22 protein-coding genes and 1 tRNA gene are annotated in these 26,351 nt (G+C 41.3%); 4 read left to right on the plus strand and 19 right to left on the minus strand.

The window, feature by feature from the left end; all coding sequences use genetic code 11:
• Positions 1 to 13: 13 nt before the first annotated feature.
• Positions 14 to 640: a guanylate kinase gene (gene gmk / locus A4G13_RS06030; protein WP_090656448.1), complete on the minus strand. Its 627-nt coding sequence runs from the start codon at positions 638 to 640 to the stop codon at positions 14 to 16.
• A gap of 325 nt (positions 641 to 965) precedes the next feature.
• Between gmk and gap the strand changes: the two genes are divergently transcribed.
• A complete protein-coding gene (gene gap, locus A4G13_RS06035) occupies positions 966 to 1,985 on the plus strand; it encodes a type I glyceraldehyde-3-phosphate dehydrogenase (RefSeq protein WP_041639932.1) in 1,020 nt (339 codons plus the stop codon).
• Between the two features lie 123 nt (positions 1,986 to 2,108).
• Here the strand turns inward: gap and A4G13_RS06040 are convergent, their stop codons facing one another.
• The 15 genes from A4G13_RS06040 to murJ form a co-directional block, all read right to left on the minus strand.
• On the minus strand, positions 2,109 to 3,272 hold the full coding sequence (locus tag A4G13_RS06040) for an oligogalacturonate lyase family protein (protein ID WP_090656451.1): 1,164 nt from the start codon (positions 3,270 to 3,272) through the stop codon (positions 2,109 to 2,111).
• Positions 3,273 to 3,352: 80 nt separating this feature from the next.
• Positions 3,353 to 5,086 (minus strand): sodium:solute symporter family protein, encoded by a 1,734-nt coding sequence (locus A4G13_RS06045; protein ID WP_090656454.1) that lies wholly within the window; start codon positions 5,084 to 5,086, stop codon positions 3,353 to 3,355.
• 228 nt (positions 5,087 to 5,314) lie between these two features.
• Positions 5,315 to 7,531: a right-handed parallel beta-helix repeat-containing protein gene (locus tag A4G13_RS06050; protein WP_090656456.1), complete on the minus strand. Its 2,217-nt coding sequence runs from the start codon at positions 7,529 to 7,531 to the stop codon at positions 5,315 to 5,317.
• A 267-nt stretch (positions 7,532 to 7,798) separates the two neighbouring features.
• Positions 7,799 to 9,031, minus strand: coding sequence for a phosphoglycerate dehydrogenase (gene serA / locus A4G13_RS06055; RefSeq protein ID WP_011200909.1), 1,233 nt, complete (start codon positions 9,029 to 9,031; stop codon positions 7,799 to 7,801).
• A gap of 22 nt (positions 9,032 to 9,053) precedes the next feature.
• The gene (rpiA, locus tag A4G13_RS06060; RefSeq protein ID WP_090656459.1) at positions 9,054 to 9,713 is read right to left on the minus strand and encodes a ribose-5-phosphate isomerase RpiA; all 660 of its coding nucleotides are present in this window, start codon (positions 9,711 to 9,713) and stop codon (positions 9,054 to 9,056) included.
• A gap of 256 nt (positions 9,714 to 9,969) precedes the next feature.
• Positions 9,970 to 11,127, minus strand: a complete 1,158-nt coding sequence (gene hemW / locus A4G13_RS06065; protein WP_090656462.1) for a radical SAM family heme chaperone HemW — start codon at positions 11,125 to 11,127, stop codon at positions 9,970 to 9,972.
• Positions 11,128 to 11,138: 11 nt separating this feature from the next.
• Positions 11,139 to 11,738 carry an RdgB/HAM1 family non-canonical purine NTP pyrophosphatase gene (gene rdgB, locus A4G13_RS06070; protein WP_090656463.1) on the minus strand — a complete coding sequence of 200 codons (600 nt, stop codon included), beginning with the start codon at positions 11,736 to 11,738 and terminating at the stop codon, positions 11,139 to 11,141.
• A gap of 141 nt (positions 11,739 to 11,879) precedes the next feature.
• Positions 11,880 to 12,230, minus strand: coding sequence for a ComEA family DNA-binding protein (locus tag A4G13_RS06075; protein WP_041639938.1), 351 nt, complete (start codon positions 12,228 to 12,230; stop codon positions 11,880 to 11,882).
• Between the two features lie 185 nt (positions 12,231 to 12,415).
• Positions 12,416 to 13,360 (minus strand): 4-hydroxy-3-methylbut-2-enyl diphosphate reductase, encoded by a 945-nt coding sequence (gene ispH, locus A4G13_RS06080; protein WP_090656466.1) that lies wholly within the window; start codon positions 13,358 to 13,360, stop codon positions 12,416 to 12,418.
• Complete coding sequence (lspA, locus tag A4G13_RS06085; RefSeq protein WP_090656469.1) at positions 13,357 to 13,851, minus strand: signal peptidase II; 495 nt, start codon at positions 13,849 to 13,851, stop codon at positions 13,357 to 13,359. Before lspA ends, ispH begins: the two co-directional genes overlap by 4 nt.
• Before the next feature lie 89 nt (positions 13,852 to 13,940).
• Positions 13,941 to 16,745 (minus strand): isoleucine--tRNA ligase, encoded by a 2,805-nt coding sequence (gene ileS, locus A4G13_RS06090; protein WP_090656472.1) that lies wholly within the window; start codon positions 16,743 to 16,745, stop codon positions 13,941 to 13,943.
• A gap of 85 nt (positions 16,746 to 16,830) precedes the next feature.
• Complete coding sequence (gene ribF / locus A4G13_RS06095) at positions 16,831 to 17,775, minus strand: bifunctional riboflavin kinase/FAD synthetase (protein WP_011200918.1); 945 nt, start codon at positions 17,773 to 17,775, stop codon at positions 16,831 to 16,833.
• 95 nt (positions 17,776 to 17,870) lie between these two features.
• The gene (locus A4G13_RS06100) at positions 17,871 to 18,734 is read right to left on the minus strand and encodes a DMT family transporter (RefSeq protein WP_090656475.1); all 864 of its coding nucleotides are present in this window, start codon (positions 18,732 to 18,734) and stop codon (positions 17,871 to 17,873) included.
• Between the two features lie 7 nt (positions 18,735 to 18,741).
• Positions 18,742 to 19,623 (minus strand): DMT family transporter, encoded by an 882-nt coding sequence (locus tag A4G13_RS06105; protein WP_090656477.1) that lies wholly within the window; start codon positions 19,621 to 19,623, stop codon positions 18,742 to 18,744.
• A gap of 27 nt (positions 19,624 to 19,650) precedes the next feature.
• Positions 19,651 to 21,222 (minus strand): murein biosynthesis integral membrane protein MurJ, encoded by a 1,572-nt coding sequence (gene murJ, locus A4G13_RS06110; protein ID WP_011200921.1) that lies wholly within the window; start codon positions 21,220 to 21,222, stop codon positions 19,651 to 19,653.
• A gap of 295 nt (positions 21,223 to 21,517) precedes the next feature.
• Here murJ and rpsT point away from each other — a divergent pair, with 295 nt between their 5' ends.
• The gene (gene rpsT, locus A4G13_RS06115) at positions 21,518 to 21,781 is read left to right on the plus strand and encodes a 30S ribosomal protein S20 (RefSeq protein WP_011200922.1); all 264 of its coding nucleotides are present in this window, start codon (positions 21,518 to 21,520) and stop codon (positions 21,779 to 21,781) included.
• Between the two features lie 82 nt (positions 21,782 to 21,863).
• On the opposite strand, the gene A4G13_RS06120 is transcribed toward rpsT, so the two are convergent.
• A complete protein-coding gene (locus A4G13_RS06120) occupies positions 21,864 to 22,547 on the minus strand; it encodes a YtjB family periplasmic protein (RefSeq protein ID WP_011200923.1) in 684 nt (227 codons plus the stop codon).
• 94 nt (positions 22,548 to 22,641) lie between these two features.
• Between A4G13_RS06120 and serB the strand changes: the two genes are divergently transcribed.
• Together serB and A4G13_RS06130 are read left to right on the plus strand one after the other, a co-directional pair.
• Positions 22,642 to 23,613 (plus strand): phosphoserine phosphatase, encoded by a 972-nt coding sequence (serB, locus tag A4G13_RS06125; RefSeq protein WP_011200924.1) that lies wholly within the window; start codon positions 22,642 to 22,644, stop codon positions 23,611 to 23,613.
• 14 nt (positions 23,614 to 23,627) lie between these two features.
• A complete protein-coding gene (locus tag A4G13_RS06130; protein ID WP_011200925.1) occupies positions 23,628 to 24,119 on the plus strand; it encodes a YajQ family cyclic di-GMP-binding protein in 492 nt (163 codons plus the stop codon).
• Positions 24,120 to 24,205: 86 nt separating this feature from the next.
• Here A4G13_RS06130 and A4G13_RS06135 read toward each other — a convergent pair.
• Both A4G13_RS06135 and rpoD read right to left on the minus strand, forming a co-directional pair.
• A tRNA-Ile gene (locus A4G13_RS06135) sits at positions 24,206 to 24,282 on the minus strand.
• A gap of 132 nt (positions 24,283 to 24,414) precedes the next feature.
• On the minus strand, positions 24,415 to 26,277 hold the full coding sequence (rpoD, locus tag A4G13_RS06140; RefSeq protein WP_243739725.1) for an RNA polymerase sigma factor RpoD: 1,863 nt from the start codon (positions 26,275 to 26,277) through the stop codon (positions 24,415 to 24,417).
• Positions 26,278 to 26,351: the final 74 nt, after the last annotated feature.

Consider the following 26,351-nt stretch of genomic DNA (forward strand, 5'->3'; position numbering starts at 1 on the left):
ACTAAAATACCGCTTATTTTGCTAGTAATTGATTAATTAAGGCTTGATTTTGCTCTGTTTGATAAGCCAAAGTCAATTTTTCCGCCCTTAAAATATGAACTAAATCCGCCAACGCCCGGGTAAAATCGTCATTAATAATCACATAATCATATTCATTATAGTGAGAAATCTCATCCATCGCTTTTGACATGCGATCCGCAATAACTTCGGCACTGTCTTGCCCTCGCCCGATTAAACGCTTTTCCAATTCGCCTAACGACGGAGGCAAAATAAAAATACTTTTCACCGAAGGCACTTTCTTGCGGATTTGCTGCGCGCCCTGCCAGTCGATATCTAAGAATACGTCAATTCCCTGCGCAAGATTTTTTTCAATAGTAGGTAATGATGTACCGTAATAATTTCCGCCGAATACTTTCGCATACTCTAAAAAAGCACCTTCGTTAATCAGTAACTCGAATTCTTCCACGGAAACAAAGTGATAGTGGACGCCGTTTTCTTCGCCCGGACGAGGCTGTCGCGTAGTATGGGAAACGGAAACCATCATTGTGTTTGCCTGATCTTGCTCCAACAGTGCGGAAATAAGAGAAGATTTACCGGCACCACTGGGCGCGGAAAGAATATATAAATTACCTTGCGACATAACTTAACCTCACTAAATAGACCTTAGTATTATGCCCATAATTGATAAAGAAATCAGCTAAAAAGTGCGGTTCTTTTTAGCGGAATTTCAAAGACGAATAAAGAACGACAGAAAACCATTTGTCAATACTCATTTTGTTAAATTTCATAGCGTTAAATATTGACATGGATCACAAAAAAGTTATCTGTTATAGTTTAGCGCATAGTCTAGTTTCGAATATAAAAGAAATCGTGCTATAATTTCAAAATGACGGATAGTTGAAATAATAATATTTTGATGACCCGTGATAATTTTGTTTAACTTAAATATTATAGGTGAAAATCTTATGGCAATTAAAATTGGTATCAATGGTTTCGGCCGTATCGGTCGTATCGTATTCCGTGCTGCACAAACTCGCGATGACATCGAAGTTGTAGGTATTAACGATTTAATCGACGTAGAATACATGGCATACATGTTAAAATACGATTCAACTCACGGTCGTTTCGATGGTTCGGTTGAAGTTAAAGACGGTAACTTAGTAGTTAACGGTAAAACAATCCGCGTAACTGCCGAACGTGACCCTGCAAACTTAAACTGGGGTGCAATCGGTGTTGATATCGCTGTTGAAGCAACAGGTTTATTCTTAACTGACGAAACTGCTCGTAAACACATTACTGCTGGCGCTAAAAAAGTTGTAATGACAGGTCCTTCTAAAGATGCGACTCCAATGTTCGTTCGCGGTGTAAACTTCTCAGCTTATGCGGGTCAAGACATCGTTTCTAACGCATCTTGCACAACAAACTGCTTAGCACCTTTAGCACGTGTTGTTCACGAAACTTTCGGTATCAAAGACGGTTTAATGACAACCGTTCACGCAACTACAGCAACTCAAAAAACCGTAGATGGTCCGTCTGCTAAAGACTGGCGCGGTGGTCGTGGTGCTTCCCAAAACATCATCCCGTCTTCAACCGGTGCTGCAAAAGCGGTAGGTAAAGTATTACCTGCATTAAACGGCAAATTAACAGGTATGGCTTTCCGCGTACCTACTCCAAACGTTTCTGTTGTTGACTTAACCGTTAACCTTGAAAAACCTGCTTCATACGAAACAATCAAACAAGCAATTAAAGATGCGGCTGAAGGTAAAACTTTCAACGGTGAATTAAAAGGCGTTTTAGGTTACACTGAAGACGCAGTTGTTTCTACAGACTTCAACGGTTGTGCGTTAACTTCCGTATTCGATGCTGACGCTGGTATCGCATTAACAGATTCTTTCGTTAAATTAGTATCTTGGTACGATAACGAAACTGGTTACTCAAACAAAGTATTAGACTTAGTAGCTCACATCTACAACTACAAAGGCTAATCTTTAGTTAAATTCCAAACAAAACCGCTCTCTATGAGCGGTTTTTTTATTTCCTTTAAAATGCATATAAATTAAAAGTGCGGTTAAAATTTTCGATTTTTTGACCGCACTTTTGAGCTTAGATTAATCTTTTAATTGGCTGATATCCGCTAAATAAATCGCCGGTCTCCCTTCAAAATCACTACCGAATAATACGGCGGAGTCATCGGGATTAAAAGAAGGATGAGGGTGCGTAATCTGACGATCACCATCCAATACCTGCCAGGAAGAACTATGCTTAGCCAATTTAACGGTACGTTGTTTTTCAATATTGAACAGGTACAAAAACGGATCGTTTTCAATGTTATAACTGTCGCTATCCGCTACATCCACCGGAGAATCGCAACCGTCGCCAATAAGCAGATTACCATTAAAATTACTCATTAAATGAGAGCAAGGCGGCATGGTAATCAGGCGCGTATTTTCCAATGTATTAGGATCCACACTGTAAATTACTCGTTCGGTCTGCCCTTTGAAATAAGAAACGTAGATCATTTTTGAGCCGTCCGGCACCCAAAATTCATGGGTACAGGACTCACCTTCTTGATGTTCTTTCGCTTTGCGCACATTTGTGCCGTCTTCATTAACAAACCACATTCTGGCATCCACTAAATCATGCGGGCCTTCATGGCAAAAACCGACAATACTGTCATCAAACGGGCGATAAGTCGGGTGTCCTAACCAGACGTTATCTTGAAGAACCACCTCTAAATCACCGGTTAAAATATCAACTTTAATTAATCGGCAAGTAGGATTGGTATGATAGAAAGCTTTAAACTTATCCCAATCCGTTAATGGTTGCCAGCAGGATTTTAAGATTTCAATACCGACCAATTTCGTACAATCGGAATTTGCCACCCATGTACCGTAGCCTTTCCAGTTTTCATCTACGGTATAAATCACTTTTTCTTCTAAAGTTGCTAAATCCACTTTACGCAAACTTGATTCATTTTTCACATAGAAAAAGAATTTATCATCATGGGAAATAAAGCCGCCGAATGTATTATCGCCTTTTCCTTCGGTTAACTGAATAGCTTCCTGACTCTGAAGATCAAGTAAATAATAATTGCGGTTGCCGTCAAAATCTCCTGCAAAAAGCAATTTTTTGCCGTCTTGAGTGAAACACTTTTGGTAAAAATAATTGCGGTGACAAGTCACGTCTTTTGGTGTTAATCGTGTTACTTTTACATTAGTATCCGAATCAATAAAGGATTCAAAAGTAAGTTGAATTTTCTTCCCTTTCGCCATAATTACGACCTCCATCTGCTAAGAAAAGACAATAAATGGGCGATTTATACCCATCTATTGCTATAAGTTAAATCAATTCGTTATACTTCCGCGCTTCGTTTCAAACCGTATCCCACTGCAAAGATAGCCAATGAACAGCAAGCAAATAAGGCTCTACCCCATAAAGGATTCGGAATAAGAATCATCAATAGAAGACCTGCCGCCATTAACATAACCAACGTACTTAATTTTTTGCGTTGTAAACGGTCGATTTCATCTTGACCTTCTTCGGCTACACACTCGGCATCCACATCTTTAAAGAATGCTATTCTTCTTTCATTATTGGTATCTTTCGCTTCATTATAGAATAATGTGGTTAAGCAGAAGAAACCGGCGGTGAAAATTAAGTGCGCCGCAATGGTAATAATGACTTTTAATTCGGAAATTTCACGTTTAGTTAAATCTTCAACACCAAACCAGCTTGCAACATATTCCGGTGTAAAGACTTTTACCACAGACCATGACACGAACATACCGAATAATACTGTTGCCCAAGGCGCCCATTTAGGTGTTTTACGAATAATAATCGCTAGGAATAACGGAACCAGAATCGGTGATTGTAATAAGGTTGCAACTTGCATCATTAAATCGAATAGACTTAAGTGTTTTAATGAGTTAAAGAATTGCGCCATTAGGATTACTAAAATACCGTTAATTACACATACGATTTGGCCTGCACGTAATAATTCTTTGTCATCGGCTTTACCTTTGCGAATAATCGGTGCATAAAAACTACGGACAAATACGCCTGAGTTACGGTTTAATGCGGAGTCCATTGAAGACATTGTCGCAGCAAATAAACCCGCCATCAGTAAACCGATCGTGCCTGCCGGCATAACGTTTTTGGCAAATACAAGGTAAACTGCGTCCGACGCTTTCTTACCTAATTGCGGATAAAGTGAAGCCGCTTCAGGATAAATAATTGCCGTTACCCAAGGCGGAATGAACCAGATAATTGTACCGACAAGCATTAATAGCAGTGCAAAAATTGCCGCTTTACTCGCATTTTTAGAATCTTTCGCATTTAAAAAACGATAAGAATCCTGCATATTGTTGATACTTTGTAACTGTTTCACAATAAAGAAAAGGAAGGTACAAATTAAAATAAGTGGATAGTTCATATCCGGGCCGGATACAAATCCGCCAGGGAAACGATCAATAATTTCACCCGGTCCGCCAATCACAACCAAACCGACAACCGCACAAGCCACAGAAATAACGGCAACAACAAGCATTTGCACGAAGTCTGAAGCCACAACGCCCCAGGCACCACTCAATAATGAAATAATTAATACTGAAATCCCCGTTACATAGATAGTCATGGTGATATCCGCATCAAATACGGCCGAAGCAAATACGGATAAACCGTTTAGCCATACACCGGCATTAATTACGCTAAGCGGAATGATCACCCAGGTAAAAAATTGCTCATTACTTGTACCGAAACGACGTCCGATTGCTTCTGTCGGCGTATCGACCCGCATTTGTCTGAAGCGTCTTGCAAAATACCAATAAGCACAGGCATAAGCAACCATGTTACCGACGAATACGGCAATCACGGATAAACCGTCATTAAACGCTTTACCGGCAGCACCGGTAAAGGTCCATGCCGAGAATTGCGTCATAAAGGCTGTCCCACCTACCATCCACCAGAGCATTTTACCGCCGCCCCGGAAATAGTCACTCGTACTATTACTTGCCATTTTTTTGAATAACAAGCTGATTGCTATAATTAAAGCAAAGTAACCAGCCATAACTAAATAATCAACATTCATAATTTTTCTCCAATCAGTTTTACTGTTGGGCTGTAATTTAGCATAAGAAAAAATAAAAAAATGTGATCAAAGTCTATTATTTAAAACATTGTTTTATTTTTATAAGAAATAAATTTTATAAATTTTATTGATTTTGACTTTTAATAATAATTAAGAAAAAAGTGCGGTCAAAAAATTAAAAAAAACAGCACCGGTTAAGGTGCTGTTCGGATACGGTGATAACGAAAATTATCGTAATAAAGCTTGAATTTTTTTCACTTCTTCTAAGCCCGTATTATCTTCAGAAAATTCTACCTTACTCAATGCCTGCAATTTCTGTAATAATTCGGTTTTTGCCGGCGTCATTTCCGTTGTGCTTAAAAACTCATTATTATTCAACAGGCTACCGTTTACAACATCTGTATATTTACTTTCCTGATAGAATCTGAATGAGCGGTTGTCTTTGAAAACACCTTGCTTCGGACCGTTTTCATAAGGACTTTTTCTGAATAGATAGTTAAAGCGTTTATTATCAATGGCAACATTGTTTTCCACGGTAAAGGTCCCCGGATTGAAATTATCCGTAAATCCATCCATATTGTTACGGAAAGAAATGCTGTTTTTAATAACATGATTTACCGGCAATCCTTCACCGCCCAATTTAAATCCGTTACCGATAGAAGCGCTCTTACTCTTTAACTTCAAGGTTTGCCCGTTCATAAAGGCAATAGAATCTTTAATAGTCACAACACCGTTCGGACCGTCTTCCACTTTATTAAACAGATCCCAACCGTCATCTACATTGTGGTGAGAAATACAACGGATAAAGCTGTTACCGTCGCCGATTCTCATTTTAGCGGCAAAACCGTCGGCATTAATTTGCGAATCATCCATATTGTTAAAACTGATACTGTCAGTTACAGTATTATGGCTTGCCCATAATGATCTGCCGATTTTTTCCGGCGAGGTAATTTGGAATCCGGTATCCGGTGCGCCATGAGTGACAATATGACTGAAATTATTATGGCTGCCATGAACAATTAAACTTGCACCGGACACCTCAATATTTTCCATATTCCAAAAGCTGGCTTTATGAAGCACTTCACCGATAAATTTAACTTTACCTTCAATTCCTTTTAATGTTTTCGGCGAGTCTTTTAATCCGCTCATGGTTGTATCCAAAGTCACCGCGGCATATTCTCCCGGTTGCAATTGAATTGTTCCGCCCGGCGGCAATAATTCAAGCGCGGTCACTAAATCCAACGGTTTTTCTGCCGAACCGTTGCCTGCTGCACTGCCGTTTGTTGCAACATACAACAGTTTCGGATTTTGTAACTGATGTTTCTCAATACTGATATTTTGTTCGAATCCGTTTTCTTTTAATTTTGCTTTTGGAATAAACTGAACTTTTAAGTCTGTTTTATTTTGGTTAAGTTTTAGTTTATGTTGAACATATTCACCCGCTTTCACAACCGGTGATTTAAATAATGTTTTATTTCCTCGCTGTAAAACAAACGAACCTTCATAGTTTGCTCTCGCCTGGAAGACATAATCACTACCAGTCGCTTTAGTTGAAGACTCAATATTTACTATTAAAGGCATGGCTTTCGGCGTAAATTTTGCCGGTTCGACTTTCTTGCCGTCAGTGAGTTTTAAATCAACATTTTCCACAGTTATCTTCGCATTACGGGAAGCAAAAAAGCCCAGATATTGCTTGTCCGCATTTTGGTTCGCTAAAATACCGGGATTTACTTTATCCAACACTTTTTTATATTCTTTACCGTCCTGAATATATGTCACTACAAAACCCTGATCATTTTTCTCCAGAGTTAAACGAAGGGGGTTATTTTCAAAATCAATACCCTCCGCATAATCTTCTCTAACCAGCTTATTACCAGCAGTTCCCCAAGGTTCTTTAATGCCTTCTCGGTAAGATGCGTTAATATTTACCTTCCCGTTATGCGCTTTTGTATTACTGCGTAATAAATTCATCACCATATTTGAAGCCGCAGGGAATTCTTCATAGCCCATAGGTTGAGGTTCAGCACGAGGTTTTCCTACGATATCACGTACCATAATACCCGCACCTTCTTGTCGATTCGGTTTTGCACCGGTTTCCGGCCCTAATTGTTCCAACCGCACATCCGCTGATATAACAAAGTTAGTATTAATTGGTAGTTCTGTATAATAATAAGTCACCCCTTCATGGGAATTTGCCAATTTACCGCCTCGGCTTTCAATGGTAAATTTGGTCGCCAACGCCCCTTCCTGAACGGGATGACCGTCAACTGTCGTTTTATTTACACCGACTTTCTCCGGCAAAATTGTTGAACCGAAATTAAGATCCGTTGACTGCCCGAATGCCGCACTTTTCCAAATAAGATCACTTGGATTAACAGCTGCCACTGCACTTGATGCTGAAAATAATGCTAAATAAAAAAGTGATGCCAAATTTTTATTTGTCATAAAATTCTCCTTAAATTTAGAGGGGGATTATCTTGTCTGTTTAATGAATGGCTGGCACTGTAGCATAGTTTTAATTATAAAAATGTGATCGAGATCTTAATTTGAAATAATGTTTTATTTTATTAGATTTAATGTTTTGTTTTACAAAGAATACTGATAAAGCTTTGGTAAAAAACAAAAAAAAGACTAAGCCTGATACAACACAAAACTTAGTCCTTAATTTAATTGAATTTTAAAAATGGTTAAAAATACGCCTGAACAAGAAAATTAAAACAATACTCTGGCGCGAATCGTACCCTCGATTGATTTAAGTTTTTGCAGTAAATCCGTACTGTCATCCGTTTCTACATCAATAACCACATAACCGATTTTAGCATCAGTTTGCAGATATTGCGCGGCGATGTTGATATTTTCATCAACAAAAACCTGGTTGATTTTATTCAAAATACCCGGGCGGTTATGGTGAATGTGCAAAATACGTTTTGCCGTACGATGTTCCGGTAACGAAACTTCCGGAAAATTCACCGCACTTAGAGTTGAACCGTTATCCGAATATTTAACGAATTTACTTGCCACTTCAGTGCCGATATTTTCTTGCGCTTCCGCCGTTGAACCGCCGATATGCGGGGTTAAAATCACATTATCGAATTTACGTAACGGCGACTCAAACGCTTCCGCCGCAGAAGCCGGCTCTTTCGGGAATACGTCGATTGCGGCGCCATGTATTTTCCCCTGTTCTAACGCTTCGGCTAACGCATCAATATCAACAACCGTACCGCGCGCCGCATTAATTAAAATACTGCCCGGTTTTAACTGAGCAATACGTTCCGCGCTCATTAAATTCTTTGTTGAAGGCAGTTCGGGTACATGTAATGAAATAATATCGCAGGAACTTAATAATTCCTCTAAAGTGGAAACTTGCTGCGCATTACCTAAAGGCAGCTTGGTTTCAACATCGTAGAAAAATACATTCATACCTAAAGACTCGGCGATAATACTTAATTGCGAACCGATATGACCGTAGCCGACGATACCTAATTTCTTACCGCGAACTTCATGAGAACCCGCCGCCGACTTGTTCCATTCACCGCGGTGAACCTGCGCGTTTGCCGCCGGAATATTGCGCATTAATAACAAAATCTCACCGAGAACCAATTCCGCTACGGAACGGGTATTAGAGAACGGCGCATTAAATACGGGAATACCCTTTTCTTCCGCCGCTTCCAATGCCACTTGATTGGTGCCGATACAAAAACAACCGATAGCGATTAATTTATTCGCATGTTCAAGAATATCCGCCGTTAAATTTGTGCGGGAACGTAAACCAATAAAGTGCGCTTCTTTAATTGCTTCTTTAAGTTCATCCGGCTCTAACGCTTTTTTATGATATTCAATATTAGTGTAACCGGCCGCATGTAACACATCTAATGCGTTTTGGTGAACACCTTCAAGAAGTAAAAATTTGATCTTAGATTTATCCAAAGATACTTTATTAGTCATGTTTGCCTACCTTGTATATTTATTATTCAATAATTTTAGCACCGTCCGGTGTGCCGACAATCACGGTATGCGCCGCATTTAACGCAAAAATACCGTTTGTTACCACACCTGCGACATTATTCAATTCTTTTTCCATTTCAATAGGATTCATAATAATAAAATTATGCACGTCCAAAATTACGTTACCGTTATCGGTAATCACGCCTTCACGCCATTCAGGGCTTCCGCCCAACGCTACCAATTTACGGGCGACTTGTGAACGCGCCATAGGAATCACTTCTACCGGCAACGGGAAAGTGGAACCCAGTATATCTACCTGTTTGCTGCTATCGACAATGCAAATAAAATTTTTCGCCAAAGACGAAACGATTTTTTCACGGGTTAACGCCGCACCGCCGCCTTTAATCATCATTTTCTGCGGATTGATTTCATCGGCGCCGTCTACATAAATATCCAGACCCGATACGTCATTGGCACTGAAAACCTCAATACCTTGTTTTCTTAATAATTCTTCCGATGCTTTAGAAGCCGCTACCGCGCCTTTAATTTGATCACGAAATGCACCTAATTCTTCAATAAAGCAATTTACCGTTGAACCGCTCCCTACCCCGACAATCATATCCGGTTTGACAAATTGTAATGCGGCTTTAGCCGCAACTTTTTTCATTTCGAGTTGATTCATGATGAGATCCTTTTCAGATTAGTTTTAAATTAAGCCTGGTATTTATTCAGCATAAAAAATACGGTTTTTTACACCGCACTTTTAGGGGTTGTTTATTATTCAAATCGCCACATAAATTTAAAACCAAACAATATACGTAAACGTTTGCGTAGCAGAAATAATAAGCCTACTTTAATACCAATCAAAAATATAAACAAGAACAAATTTACAAAAATTTTAGTCCGTTTTATGAAAATTTATAAAAGATAAACAGACCCTAGTCATCAGGTAAAAAAACTTCCAGCAATTCATTTAAAAACAACTTACCTCGTTCGGTAATTTGCCAGGTCGACTCGGTTTCAATAATATAATTTTTTTCCAGCGCCCAATCTATTTGTTTTTTGACCGCACTTTCAGGCAAACCGGTAAATTGCACGAATTCCGTTTTCGGTACGGGTTCCAACAGGCGGAAACGGTTCATAAAAAATTCAAAAGGACGATCCGCTTTGTTAATCAGCCGTTCTTCATAAAGATATTCGCCGCGTAAATAACCTTTCGGATGCTTGGTCTTGCTGTAACGTATAATATCGCCATTGACGAAGCTCATTTTGCCGTGAGCGCCGCAACCGACAGCCAGATAATCACCAAAACGCCAATAATTTAGGTTATGTCGGCATTGGAAATCCGGTTTGGCATAAGCGGAGGTTTCATATTGCCGATAACCCGCTTCCGTTAATAATCGGTGTCCCCGCTCAAAAATATCCCAGAGCTCGTCGTCATCCGGTAATACGGGCGGACGATAAGCAAACATGGTATTAGGCTCAATAGTAAGCTGATACCAGGACAAATGCGGCGGATTTAATGCGATAGCCTGCCGTAGGTCGTCCAGCGCCTGTTCCGGCGTTTGATTCGGCAAGCCGTGCATAAGATCTAAATTAAAGCTTTTTAAACCGGAAATTTTGGCAATTTCCACCGCACTTTTTGCTTCCCGGGCGTTATGAATTCGTCCTAAAGCTTTTAGTTTTTCATCATTAAAACTTTGTATGCCCATGGAAATCCGGGTGACACCCGCTTTCACATAGCCTTGAAATCGTTCGGCCTCTACCGTACCGGGATTGGCTTCCATAGTAATTTCAATGTGCGGTGAAAAATCAATAAGTTTTTTTATTTCCGTTAACAAACAGGTAATGCTTTCCGCAGAAAACAGGCTTGGCGTGCCGCCGCCAATGAAAATGCTGTGTAGCGGGCGATTCTGCACGCTGTCTTTAAAACGAAGAAGATCCGCCTGCAAATCCGTCACTAAATGACGGATATAATCGATTTCAGGGATCGCACCTTTTTGCGCATGAGAATTGAAGTCGCAATAAGGACATTTCTGCACGCACCAGGGAATATGCACATATAAACTAAGCGGAGGAAGAACGAGAGTTGTCATGAACGAACCGCTTATGCGCCTAATTTGCTTTTTAAGACCGCCAATGCGCGGGCGCGGTGAGAGATTTTTTTCTTCTCGACGGTTTCTAATTCTGCGAAAGTACAGCCTTTTTCCGGAGTGAAGAACAGGCTGTCGTAACCAAATCCGTTTTCGCCTTTTTCGGCAAAAATAATTTCACCGAGGCATTCGCCCTCCGCGATAATCGGCGAAGGATCCGTTTCATGTCGTAACATTACAATGCAGCTCACAAATTTTGCCTGACGTTTGCCGGCCGGCACATCGGCTAAATCGCGCAATAACTTACGGCGGTTTTCCGCATCCGCCGTTTCGCCGTCAATGCCGGCATAACGGGCGGAATATAATCCCGGCGCGCCGTTTAAGGCTTCCACCACCAGTCCGCTATCGTCAGCAATTGCGGGTAAGCCCGAAACTTTAGCGGCATAACGCGCTTTTAATAATGCATTTTCAACAAAAGTTAATCCGGTTTCTTCCGGGCTTTCAATGTCTAAATCCGTTTGCGCAACCACTTCAAAGCCGAAATCCGCCAGCACATCCGACATTTCACGAACTTTACCTTTATTACCCGTCGCCAACACAATTTTTTGTTTCATAATCCGTACTCCTCATATTAGGAAGTCTGTTTATCTTTTGTAAACAGCCCCAGGCGAATCATTATACTTGAATAGAAAAAAAGCGGAATATTCCTATTCCGCTTTTAGCAAGTTATGTTTAGAACCCTATCTTTTTTATCTTTATAATTTTATCCGATCTTTATTTTTATCCAAAGTCGCCTCTCCTATTCCCTGTATTTCCAGTAATTGTTCTACGTTGGTAAAATTACCATGCTTTTCACGGTATTGAATAATAGCTTCCGCTTTTTTTGCGCCAATGCCGATTAAAGTTTGCTTAATTTCCTCTGCCGTTGCCGTATTAATATTCACCGTATTGCCAATATTATCTGCGGGCTTGGCGGTTTCGGAAGTTTTTATTGCTTGAGTTTCTGCAGAAGCCGGCACTTTATCAGCTGCGAATGCAGTTCCGGCAGATAATAACGAACCGGCGGCTAAGCAACTAAGCAAAAATTTTCTTACTGATAATTTCATTAACGATTCCCTTTTAAAGTTAAAATAACGTTGCTCGGTAGCAACAACATTACTTTCAGGGAATAATCGGTTCATACAAAGAAATACGGTATATTTTTTCGATCCGATGCACAAAATTAAAAAAAGTGCGGTCAAAAATACGGGAATTTTAAAAGAAATTAGCGTTAATTTTTCAATAACGGCAGTTATCCCACTTCTTTAATCCGTAATTCTTTCGGCACTTCAAAAACCGTATTTTCCTCACAACCTTCAAGTTCTTCGACGGAATCGACACCAAGTTCTTTTAAACGGGCAATCACGGACTGCACCAATACTTCAGGCGCCGAGGCACCGGCGGTGACGCCGATAGTATTTATACCTTTTAACCAATCCGGCTCAATATCATTCGAATCATCAATCAATTTTGCCGGCACACCCATACGGGAAGCCAGTTCGGCTAAACGATTCGAATTTGACGAGTTTTTTGAACCCACCACAATCACCAAATCGGATTGTTCGGCAAGTTCGCGCACCGCCTGCTGACGGTTGGTAGTGGCATAACAAATATCGTTTTTACGAGGTCCTTGAATCGCGGGATATTTTGCTTTTAATGCGGCGATAACATCGGAAGTATCGTCAATAGATAAAGTGGTTTGTGTCATAAACGTCAATTCTTCGTTATCTTTCAAACCTAACTTAGCAATATCTTCTACATTTTCCACCAGAAAAATACCGCCTTCCGGGTTATCATACTGCCCCATTGTTCCTTGCACTTCAGGATGACCCTCATGACCGATAAGAATAGCCTTTGTCCCCTTACGACTGGCGCGCGCCACCTGCATATGCACTTTTGTAACCAACGGGCAAGTGGCGTCAAACACTTTCAGGTTGCGGTTTTTCGCTTCCTGACGTACCGCCTGAGATACGCCGTGCGCGGAAAAAATCACAATTGCGCCGTCCGGTACTTCGTTTAATTCTTCCACAAAAACCGCGCCGCGTTCACGCAGTCCGTTCACCACAAAACGGTTATGTACCACTTCATGGCGCACATAAATCGGCGCGCCGTGAGTTTCAAGCGCGAGTTCCACAATACTGATGGCTCGGTCAACACCGGCACAAAAACCGCGCGGATTGGCTAAAATAATTTTCATTGCTTGTCCGCCTTTTTCTCGCCGTTTTTAAAGCTGTCTAAAATTAATAATCCAACGCCGACACAAATGGCGATATCCGCTACGTTAAACACAGGATAATGCCATTCCCGCCAGAAGAAATCGAAAAAATCCACCACAAAACCGTTATAAGCGCGATCCGCCATATTGGCAAGCGCTCCGCCGATAATCAGGGCGTAAGCGGAATTCTGCAACTTCTGCCGTGCGCTGTTTTTTCGCAGCAAATGCACCAACACGGCGGAAATAACCAGCGCCAGTGCAATAAAGAAATATTTTTGCCAGCCGCCGTGTTCAGCCAGAAAACTGAAAGCGGCGCCCGTATTTCTAGCGTAGGTTAAATTGAATATCGGTAAAATGTTTACGCTTTCATACAATTCGAAATTTTGCGTCACAATGTATTTTGTGAGCAGATCAATGAAAAAAGCGACCGCACTTAGCCATAAAAACGATAGACCGGTTTTAGATTTTGTCATCAAATTTTTACCTAAAATATAGGGGCGTACCGCATACGCCCCAATTCATACAACAGCGCAATATATAACACGCCCCGCAAATTTATCAATTACGCAAAACGACGCTCTTCACCATTGCCGTTCACGTTTTCTTCGCAACGTGAACACAGGCTGTTTGCGTCTTTGCTGTCGGAATAATGCCAGCAACGCGGACATTTGTGGTTAGCGGAACGGATAGCTTTGATGGCTAATCCCGCTACTTCGCCTTCCGCAACATCGGCATCCGCTAAAGTTTTCACTTCTGCTTTTGATGTAATAGTCACAAAACGTAACTCGTTGCCCAGTTTGTTGAGCAATGCACTGTATTCATCGTTAGCAAAAATAGTCACTTCCGCTTCCAAACCGCCGCCAATCACTTTGTCATTACGGGCTTGTTCAAGCACGCGATTGACTTCGTTGCGCACGGTGATCACTTGTTGCCAGTAAGCGTCGTCCAATGATTCCGAGGCATCTAAAGCAAATAAGCCGTCGTAAAATTCCTCGGTAAATACGAATTCGCCGCGTTCGCCCGGCAGATAACCCCAAATTTCATCCGCGGTAAAAGACAGAATCGGCGCCATCCAACGTACAAGGGCTTCCGCAATGTGCCATAAAGCGGTTTGACAACTGCGACGGGCAAGACTGTCCGCTTTAGTGGTATATTGACGGTCTTTGATAATATCTAAATAAAATGAACCCATTTCGACAGAACAGAATTTCATGAGACGTTGCACCACAGTGTGGAACTGATAGTTATCATAGGCCTCTTTAATTTCCGCTTGTGCCCGGAAAGCGCAATCCACCGCCCAACGATCTAACGAAATCATCTCATGGGCTTGTACCAAATCGCGTTTCGGATCAAAACCATTCAGGTTTGCCAACAAGAAACGCGCGGTATTACGGATACGGCGATAGGAATCCGCCGCACGTTTTAAGATTTCGTCGGAAACCGTCATTTCACCGGTATAGTCCGTTGACGCCACCCATAAACGTAAAATATCGCCGCCGAATTTATCCATTACCTCCTGCGGCGTCACAATATTGCCGATAGATTTCGACATTTTGCGACCTTGACCGTCCACCGTAAAACCGTGGGTCAGTACTTGTTTGTAAGGCGCTTTATTGTCTGTAGCCGTAGAGAGCATCAGTGACGACATAAACCAACCGCGGTGTTGGTCGGAACCTTCGAGATACATATCCGCTTCCTTACCGTTAAATTCAGGACGGTTTTTCACCACGGAATAATAGGTCGACCCGGAATCAAACCAAACGTCTAAAGTATCGGGCACTTTGCTGTAATGAGCGGCATCGTCGCCTAACAAATCTTTAGCGTCCAAATCCCACCAGGCCTGAATTCCTTTCCGTTCCACCAGTTTTGCCACTTCTTCGATAAGCTCAAGAGTTCGCGGATGCAGCTGCTCGGTTTCCTTATGAATAAATAACGCTACCGGCACACCCCAGGTACGTTGACGGGAAATACACCAATCCGGACGGTTTTCCACCATTTTTTCAATACGTGCCTGACCCCAATCCGGAATCCAACGTACTTTTTTAATTTCGCTTAATGCCTGTTGGCGTAATCCCTGAGTTTCCATACCGATAAACCATTGCGGGGTAGCACGGAAAATAATCGGGGTTTTATGGCGCCAGCAGTGCGGATAGCTGTGGCGGATTTTTTCCAGTTTCAGTAATGCGCCCACTTCGTCTAGTTTTTCAAGCACTTTACCGTTAGCCTCAAATACACCAAGACCTGCAAAAAATTTTGCATTAGAATTGAATTTACCGTCATTACCGATTAACCCCGCCATGCCGATATTGTATTTACGCGCCACTACATAGTCGTCCTGACCGTGATCCGGTGCGGTATGAACCAAGCCGGTACCGCCGTCAAGCGTGACGTGATCGCCCAAAATAAACGGCACGTTATAATCATAGAACGGATGCTTAAATTGCAATAATTCCAAATCGGAACCTTTAGCCGAGCCTAACGCTTTCCAGCTTTCAACGCCAACCGCCTGAGCGACGCTTTCCACTAATTCGGCAGCTAAAATAAAACGTTCGTCACCGAATTGTACGATTTGATATTCTAATTCCGGATTGATAGAAATCGCTTTATTGGACGGCAACGTCCAAGGCGTGGTAGTCCAGATAACGGCGGATAATTTACCCTTGCCTTGTTCCGTTAAAACGAACTTATTTTCCACCGCACTTTCGTCCGCCGCAGCAAAACGCACATAGATTGAAGGTGAAGTTCTGTCTTCATATTCCACTTCCGCTTCCGCCAATGAAGAGGCGCAATCCAAACACCAGTGAACAGGTTTTGAACCTTTATATAAATGACCGTTCGCCACCGCTTTACCGAAAGCGCGGATGATATTCGCTTCGGTGTCAAAATTCATGGTTAAATACGGGTTATCCCAATCCCCCAACACCCCTAAACGGATGAAGTCTTTTTTCTGCCCTTCCACTTGCTCGCGCGCATATTTACGGCATTCTTCACGGAATTGGGCCGCGGAGATTTTTTGATTCGGCTTACCCACCAAACCTTCCACTTTTAATTCGATCGGCAAACCATGGCAGTCCCAGCCGGGAATGTAAGGGCTGTCAAAACCCAGTGCGGTTTTAGATTTAATAATAATATCTTTTAAAATTTTATTTACAGCGTGACCGATATGAATACTGCCGTTGGCATAAGGAGGGCCGTCATGCAAAATGAAGGATTTTTTACCTTTTGACGATTGACGGATTTTTTGGTAAAGGTCGTTATCATACCAATTTTTTAACATGCCCGGCTCGCGTTTAGCCAGGTCTCCGCGCATCGGAAAGCCTGTTTCCGGCAGGTTTAACGTATTTTTGTAATCTTTTTGTTCAGACATTTTTCGTACCACGTTGTAATAAATTAAGATATTAAAAACTGAATCGGTTAGTTATAACTTTTTTTCTATATGAATTAAAGCAAAATCAACTGTTTTGCCGAAAATACTGTTGCGCCACTAATACATCCCGGGCGATTTGTTGTTTCAGAGCGTTAAGTGACGGAAATTTCATTTCATTACGGATTTTATGACAAAAAGTCACGGCAATATTTTGCCCGTAAAGATTTTCATCAAAATCAAACAGATGAACTTCTAAACGCTGCTCTACGCCGTTCACCGTAGGGCGCTGCCCGATATTGGCAACCCCTTGAAAAGCCCGTCCGCAAGGACATTGAATACGTACGGCATATACGCCTTGCAACGGATTTACCTGCCGTTGCAAACGAATATTGGCGGTAGGAAAACCTATGGTTCTGCCTAATTTCTGCCCGTGCACGACTTTGCCGAAAATGCTGTAAGCGCGCCCAAGCAGTTCTTCCGCTTTTTTGAGATCGTCATGCGCCAGCGCATGACGGATTGCGGTACTGCTGATACGCAGTTTATCCAGTGAAAATGTGCGGTTGTCTTCCACGGAAAATCCGTATTTTTTACCCGCACTTTCAAGCAAAGAAAAATCCCCTCGGCGATTAGCGCCGAAACGGAAATCGTCACCAATACTTAAAAACTTCACATGAAGCCGATTGACTAAATAAGTTTCGATAAACAGATTAGGATCTTGCTTGGCAAAAGTGCGGTCAAATTTTACGCAAATTACGTAATCCACACCCTGTTGTTGAAGATAATGCAATTTATCCCGTAAACGCATTAAACGAGCCGGAGCCTGTTGCTTTGCATCGGCAGACACGAAATACTCTCTCGGCTGAGGTTCGAACAGCATCACCACCATCGGCAACTTTAATTGATTGGCTTTTTCACGCAAATGCTGCAAAATCGCCTGGTGCCCTAAATGTACACCGTCAAAATTACCGATAGTGAGCGCACAACCGGCGAAATCCCGCCGCAAGTTGTGTAAACCGCGAATAAGCTGCATTAAGTAGTCCGTTAAATAAATAGAAAATTATGCCGTATTATACGCATAAATTAACTAAGATTAAAGGTCGGGATAAACTAAACCGCTCAGTAAGTTTACGGGCTTTTTTTCATTAAAACGGGAATTAATACGGAAACCGCCGCCGCACCTAAGGTCAGCAAAATACCCATTGCCGAAACGGTGCTGAGCCGTTCGTCTAAAATTAAAATAGCCAGGATTACGCCGAATATCGGCTCTAAAGTAGTCAGAATACTCGAAATATAGGTCGGCGTTTTTTGTACCCCTTTAAACCATAATACAACCGCCAGCCAAGTGCAGCCTATTCCCAGATAAAACAAGGAAATCGTTCCCTTAACGCCCGGCACAATTGACCAATCCCGTACTAAAACGCAAGTGAAGGGTAAACACAAAATACTGCCTAAAATTACTAATACGTTGGTATAATCTTTCGGCGCCATTTCCTGCATAATATCTTTCGATAAATATAAACAAAAGCAAAATGATACGGCGGACCCCAACACTAACAGGCAGCCCCACGGATTAATGAGATTATCCTCTCCGCCTCCGACAACAGTTAAAATAATGCCTGCCAAAGCAACCAAACTTAGCAATAAATCGATTTTATTAATTCGTCGTTTAAAAAACAAAAAACCTATTAATACGGTCAGTAACGGGATCATACCCAGCATAGTGACCGCGCTGGCGGCGGAAGTAAAATAAAGCCCGATAAATTGCAATAAAAACATCAGGGGAAAATTAATCAGTGCCAGCAGCCACATTATTTTTAAGCGATCTTTCGGCACTCGTTTATAAGCGGCAAAAAAACCTGGTAACATGATGATCGAAGCGATAAAAAAACGACATTGCACCATCAACACCGGATCCATCATTTCATAGGTATATTTTGCCGCAATAAAAGCGCTCGCCCAGATGAGCGTGGCAATAATCTGAAAAAGCATGATTTGCCTACAATATAGTGACTTTATTTTTAATGTAGTTAATCAGCATCGACGATAATACGGAAATACCCGCCGCACTAATCACTAAGCAAATACCAAATAAAGTGGTTAAAGTAAGATGTTCGCCTAATAATAAAATAGCTAATAATACACCGAATACCGGCTCTAAGGTCGTTAAAATGCTGGCGGTATTTGCCGAAGAAACCCGTAACCCTTTACTCCACAGACGATAAGCCAGCCATGTACAGCCGACGCTTAGATAAAGGATCGCTGAAATACCTTCGATATTAAGGTGAATTTGCCAATCTTGTATCAATAATAAAGAAAATGGAACGCAGCTTATCGCCCCGGTCATAATAATCACATCCGTATAGGCTTTTGCCTCGACCGCTTTCATAACGCTTTGCGCCAAATGAATACTAAATGAAAAGGCAATGCTGCCGAGTAATACCAGCGTACAGCCTAATAAAGTCACTTCTCCGCCGGGTTCGGAACCATAAACTACAAAAACGATGCCTGTTAAGGCAACTATTCCTAATAACCAATCCAGTAATCTTGCCGGTTTATGAAAGAAAATATGACCTAATAAAGTGACTACCAAAGGCTCCGTGCCGAGCATGGTTACCGCACTGGCAACCGAGGTATAATGCACGCCGGTAAATTGCAACAACAGGACCACCGGGAAATTTAACAAGCCCAATCCCCATAATTGCAAGCGGTATTGTTTTGGGATTTTCCGATAGCTACGGAAAAATGTCGGCAGCACTAACAAGGCGGATAAAATTAAACGTAACATCACGGTTAGCGCCGGATCAAACATGGTATAACTGAATTTAGCCGCAATAAACGCACTCGCCCAAATTAGCACGGCGGCAATAAGGTAAAACATATTTTCTTCTTATTAAGGATAATAAATTTAACGGGCAAGCAAATGACGTTTACGAATACCTAGTATTACCAACATCAGTAAATAACTTGATGCGGCAATCAGAATTAACTCGGCTAACCGGATGACTTTAGTCAAAAATGCCATCTCGTTCCATATTACTAATTGCGGACTAAAATACCAAACTACCGTTCCCATAACCAAAGCCGCCGCTAAAACTTTCAAAAAAAAGACCGCACTTTGCTTCGTGAAACAATACACATCGGCTTTAGCTAATCCTCGATATAATAAATAGGCATTTAAAGTTGCCGACATTGCCGAAGCCATAGCAAGCCCCACATAGCTGAAAGGAATAGCCAGTAAATTAAATACCATATTACTAATCATAGCAATAATCCCAATCTTGACCGGTGTTTTCGTATCTTGTCGGGCATAATAACCGTTAGCCAGAATTTTAATCAGCATAAAACTCAACAAGCCCACATTAATGGACCACAGCGCATAAGAGGTCGCCTGCACATCGGTTAAGCTAAATTGCCCGCGCATAAAAAGCACCAACAACATAGGTTGAGCCAATACCGCAATACCAATAGTCGCCGGCACGCCTAACAATAAAATCATTCTAACGCCCCAATCCATAGTGGCGCGGAAGTCCGCCGCACTTTTTTGCACGTCGTCGGCGCGGTTGACATGCTGACGGGAAAGAGTCGGCAAAATCACGGTAGAAATTGCAATGCCGAATAAGCCCAACGGGAATTCCAACAAACGATCGGAATAATAAAGCCAACTGATGGAACCGGTCATTAAAAAACTGGCGATGAAGGTATCCAGTAATAAATTAATCTGACTAACGGAAACCCCGAACAACGCGGGAATCATTAATGTACGGATTTTTTTTACACCTTCATCATTCCATGCCCAACGCGGGCGAACTAATAGACCCGCTTTTTTCAAAAAAGGCAACTGGAACAAAAATTGCAGCAATCCGCCGATAAAAATACCAATAGCTAAAGCGACATCCGGGGATTCCATTTGAGGTGCCAATAAAAGTGCGGTAGTAATCATCGCAATGTTCAACAGCACCGGGGAAAACGACATCACGCCGAATTTACCCAGGCTGTTTAAAATAGCACCGGATAACGCCACAAAAGTAATAAACCACAAATAAGGAAAGGTAATTTTCAATAACAATGAAGCGGAAGTAAATTTTTCGGCATTCGGTCCGTCATTGATCCAATCAATAAACCAACCGGTACCGAAGATCGCCGCGACTACGGGCGATCCGACCATTGCAAGTAAGGTCACGATAGAAACCAAGCCGCCAAGCGTTCCCGAAACCTTACCGATAAATTCTTGCGTTTTGCTTAATTCGCCTGATCTTTGGTATTCCGCCAACACAGGTACAAACGCCTGAGAAAATGCCCCTTCGGCAAATAAACGACGCAGGAAATTAGGAATCCTGTTAGCAAATAAAAAAACGTCGGCCGTGGCTCCCGCTCCGATAATATTAGCGATTACCACATCCCGTACTAAACCTAAAACACGGGATAACAGCGTCATTGTACTTACAATGATGCCTGATTTTAAAAGTCGTTTGCTCAAAATATAGCCTTATTAATAAAAATATTTTCAAATATAAAATTTCTGCCTAATTGTATAGAAATTTCATTTTTACGCTATATTCTAAGCAAAAAAACTGATAAAATCTCGCCCACATCGTTAATTTCATCGCTTAACGGCTTACAGCGACACTCAAAACGGTGGAAACATTCGGTTGTGTCTCACCGAAACTAACAGAAATTACTTAATTAATCATTGACAAACCTGCATAAAAAGGGCATATTTTACGCCTTTATTTTATGTTCGTTTAATTACAGAAATTCTTAGGAGTTTGACCTTGGCTAATATCAAGTCAGCAAAAAAACGTGCGGTTCAATCAGAAAAAAGCCGTCAACACAACGCAAGTCAACGTTCAATGATGCGTACATACATCAAGAAAGTATACGCAGCAGTAGCAGCAGGTGAAAAAGCAGCTGCTCAAGCAGCATTTGTAGAAATGCAAAAAGTTGTAGACCGTATGGCTTCTAAAGGCTTAATCCATGCTAACAAAGCGGCTAATCACAAATCTAAATTAGTTGCTCAAATCAAAAAATTAGCGTAATTTTTAAAGCTTTAAAAAATCGAATAAATAAAACCGCACTTTTAGTTGCGGTTTTTTATTATCCTGAATTAGCAATCCGACACTAACGGTATCTTCTGCGGCGACGGTGAAAAACTAAAGCGGAACTGTTTTTGATTTCTTTTACCGTATTGATTTGTTCCGTTATTTGACTGCGACGCGCACGGCGATAATGGCTTAAAAAATAATGAACGGAACTTGCCAGAATAACCCCGGCCAGAAATACGATAATTAATTCTCCGTATAAACGGTGGAAAATCTGATTGATCTTATTTTGTGTCGTTTGTCCGTATTTTGAATCAAAGGTCACCCGTAAAAAACCTTCAATACCGTTTGGAGAATAAATGGGCTCCACAATTTGTTGCCGATTCACTACATGATGTTTTGAACTCTCTTCGTTTAATCCTAATTGTTCGCGCAAATCTAAAGTATTACGGGTTTGTGCCAGTAATTCGCCGTTTTTGCCGTAAATTGAGGCATCCAACACAAATTTATCTTTGGTCAGATTTTCGAGATTATCCGTGAGCTGTTCATTTCCGGCATTATTTACCAATAACATGGAAAATAAATTTGCCTGTTGGCGAACCAATAAGTGAGAAAGATTGGATACCTGATTCACACTCGCCAACTGAGAGCCGATTTTAAACTGATTTATACCAAACAAAATAATGCTCATTACGGTGATGCAAAGGGCAATAATCACAACAAACATTAAGGATTTCGCCAATTTTTCTTTAATTATATGCAAATTATGTTCCCCAAAAACTGAAAGCGATAGTATTATGATAAAGTTTACACATAAACTAAGATTATCATAATAATATCATAGGATCCGTTAATTTATGCAAACAAGCGAATTCATTAATCTGACTCTTAAAGACATCAAACAACATTATTCCCCCTTCCCTAATAAATTAATCAACAATCAGCCCCAAACCGAAGGCCGGGATTATTTTATTTTATTCGGCACCAACTTAGAACCTGCAAAACTTCAGGCTTTCCAACAAAAGTGCGGTGAAAATTTTCAAATTTTCGATTGCTGGAATAATCTGCATAATATTGTCGTGTTATTAAAAGGACATTGGCAAAAAAGCTATGAAACCCATGCCCACGATCTCACCCTTGACGCGGCAAAAATTGATTTTAATGCGAACCTTGCGGAACAGGGGTTACTTGTGATGGATATGGATTCAACAGCAATTCAAATAGAATGTATTGATGAAATTGCAAAATTAGCCGGCACCGGCGAAGAAGTCTCGGCGATTACTGCGGCGGCTATGCGCGGCGAATTGGATTTCGAGCAAAGTTTACGCCGCCGGGTAAGTACATTAAAAGATGCGCCGGAAACAATTTTACAGGAAGTTCGCCTGCAATTGCCTTTAATGCCCGGCTTAAAAGAAACCGTACGGATATTACAGCAACATAATTGGCGGGTTGCCATCGCTTCCGGCGGTTTTACTTATTTTGCCGATTATCTGAAAGAATTACTGAACTTAGATGCCGCCGTTTCAAATCAATTCGACATTGAAAACGGCAAGCTCACCGGGCGGGTAAAAGGCGATATCGTGCACGCTCAATATAAAGCGGACACTTTAAAACGTTTAGCCCGCGAATTTAATATTCCGTTAGAAAATACCGTTGCCATCGGTGACGGTGCGAACGATTTGCTTATGCTGAAACAGGCGAATCTTGGCGCTGCCTTCCACGCTAAACCAAAAGTACAACAACAGGCGCAAGTTGTGGTAAACTTTGCCGACTTAACCGCCCTGCTCTGTTTATTGAGCGCCGGTGAAAAAATTAAGCATTTATCATAACAGGAGAATGAATTATGCCATCATTTGATATTGTTTCAGAAATTACCATGCACGAAGTAAATAACGCGGTTGAAAATGCCAACCGTATTTTATCGACACGCTATGATTTTCGCGGTGTAGAAGCCGTTATTGAATTAAATGAAAAAAATGAGACGATTAAATTAACTACGGAATCGGATTTCCAATTGGAACAGTTAATTGAAATTCTAATCGGCGCCTGTATTAAACGTAATATCGACAGCACATCCTTAGATATTCCGACGGAAAGCGAACATCACGGCAAATTATATTCAAAAGAAGTGAAGTTAAAACAAGGCATTGAAACCGAAACGGCGAAAAAAATCACAAAGCTGATTAAAGACAGCAAATTAAAGGTGCAAACGCAAATTCAGGGCGAACAGGTTCGTGTAACCGGCAAATCCCGCGATGACCTTCAAGCCGCGATTCAATTGGTTAAAGGTGCCGAATTAGGACAACCTTTCCAGTTTAATAACTTCCGCGATTGATATTCTTTAAAAGCCGACTTAGTCGGTTTTTTTATTACCGAATTGTTATCCGATATAGCGGGAAAATTGAAAGGCAGAATAATAAATGGTGCCCCCAACAGGACTTGAACCTGTGACCAAGCGATTATGAGTCGCCTGCTCTGACCAACTGAGCTATGGGGGCAAAAGAAATGCGCTTTCGTTAAAAGCCAGGTGATTATATTGAAATATTGGAATGAAGTCTATAAGTGCGGTCGATAATCGTCGATTTTTCAAACAAATAAGGTCCGGAAAACCGAACCTTATTTTTTATAGATTATTCATCTAGGAAACTGCGCAACGTTTCCGAACGGCTTGGATGACGCAATTTACGCAATGCTTTTGCTTCAATCTGACGAATACGTTCACGGGTTACATCAAATTGTTTACCCACTTCTTCAAGAGTATGGTCCGTATTCATATCAATACCGAAACGCATACGCAAAACTTTCGCTTCACGCGGGGTCAAACCTTCAAGTACTTCATGAGTGGCAACTTTCAGGCTTTGTGCCGTTGCGGAATCTAACGGTAATTCCAAGGTGCTGTCCTCAATGAAATCACCTAAATGCGAATCGTCGTCATCACCAATCGGAGTTTCCATTGAAATTGGCTCTTTGGCTATTTTAAGCACCTTACGGATTTTATCTTCCGGCATTCCCATACGTTCAGCCAACTCTTCAGGTGAAGCCTCACGGCCCATTTCCTGTAACATTTGACGGGAAATACGGTTTAATTTATTAATGGTTTCGATCATATGCACCGGAATACGAATGGTGCGCGCCTGGTCCGCAATAGAACGGGTAATCGCCTGACGAATCCACCAGGTTGCATAAGTTGAAAACTTGTAACCGCGGCGATATTCGAATTTATCTACCGCTTTCATCAAACCGATATTACCTTCCTGAATCAAATCCAGGAATTGTAAACCACGATTGGTATATTTTTTCGCAATAGAAATCACTAAACGTAAGTTCGCTTCCACCATTTCTTTTTTGGCGCGACGGGCTTTCAACTCACCTTGAGCAATACGTTCGCCGATATCGCGGATTTGTTGAACGGTTAATTTCGTATCCGTTTCAACCTGCTGTAAACGCACGATAGATTTACTGATTTCCGGTGCCCGTTGCTGCAATTTTTCTACATAAGCTTTTTTGCTTTGCAACAAGCCTTCCAACCATTGTTCAGAGGTTTCGTTACCGATAAAGGCCTTTTGGAAATCATCTTTCGGCACTTTCGCATAATCCACAGCAAGGCGTTGAATTTGACGTTCTTCCGCTCGAACTTGTTTCATCATACTGCGCATTGACAACACTAACGTATCGAACTGGCGAGGGACTAAACGGAATTGAGTAAAAATATCAGACAAAACTTGAATCTGTTCTTTTACTTTATTATCGGTGCGTCCGTATTTTTCAATAAATTCTAAAGTTTTAACACATTGATCTTTTAATGCGGAGAATTTTTCACGAGCAACTTCAGGATCAATAGAATTATCGCTATCGTCTGTTGAGGTATCGCCTTCATCGCTCTCTTCGTCTTCTTCCTCATCATTTAGCGCATCCGCCGGAATATCGCCGTCTTCATCATCAAGCACTTCCTCTAAATCAGAAATTTCTTCACTTGCTTCTTCCGCATTCAAATCAACAAAACCTGTGATCAAATCAGCCAAACGAACCGAACCTTCTTCAACTTGTTCATATTGTTTCAGTAAATAATCCAGAGCTTCCGGATATTCTGCAACAGCGCTTTGTACTTCATTAATGCCGTCTTCAATACGTTTTGCAATATCGATCTCGCCTTCGCGGGTTAATAATTCAACGCTTCCCATTTCACGCATATACATACGCACCGGATCCGTTGTTCTGCCTAATTCCGCTTCAACACTTGACAATACCTGAGTCGCTTCTTCCACCGCATCTTCATCGGCAATGGTTTCACTCAACATTAAATCATCGGCATCAGGTGCGCTTTCCAGCACTTGGATACCCATGTCATTAATCATTTGAATAATATCTTCAATTTGATCCGTATCAACAAGTTCTTCAGGAAGATGATCATTTACTTCTGCATAAGTTAAATAACCTTGTTCTTTCCCTTGGGCGATTAACAATTTCAATTGAGATTGTGGATTGTGATCCATATATGACGTCCGCCTTTGATTCATTAGTTATATGAAAGATAAAATACGTCTGATTTTACCACTGTTACGGTTGA

It is taken from the genome of Basfia succiniciproducens, assembly GCF_011455875.1.
GTDB classification, from domain to species: Bacteria; Pseudomonadota; Gammaproteobacteria; order Enterobacterales; family Pasteurellaceae; genus Basfia; species Basfia succiniciproducens.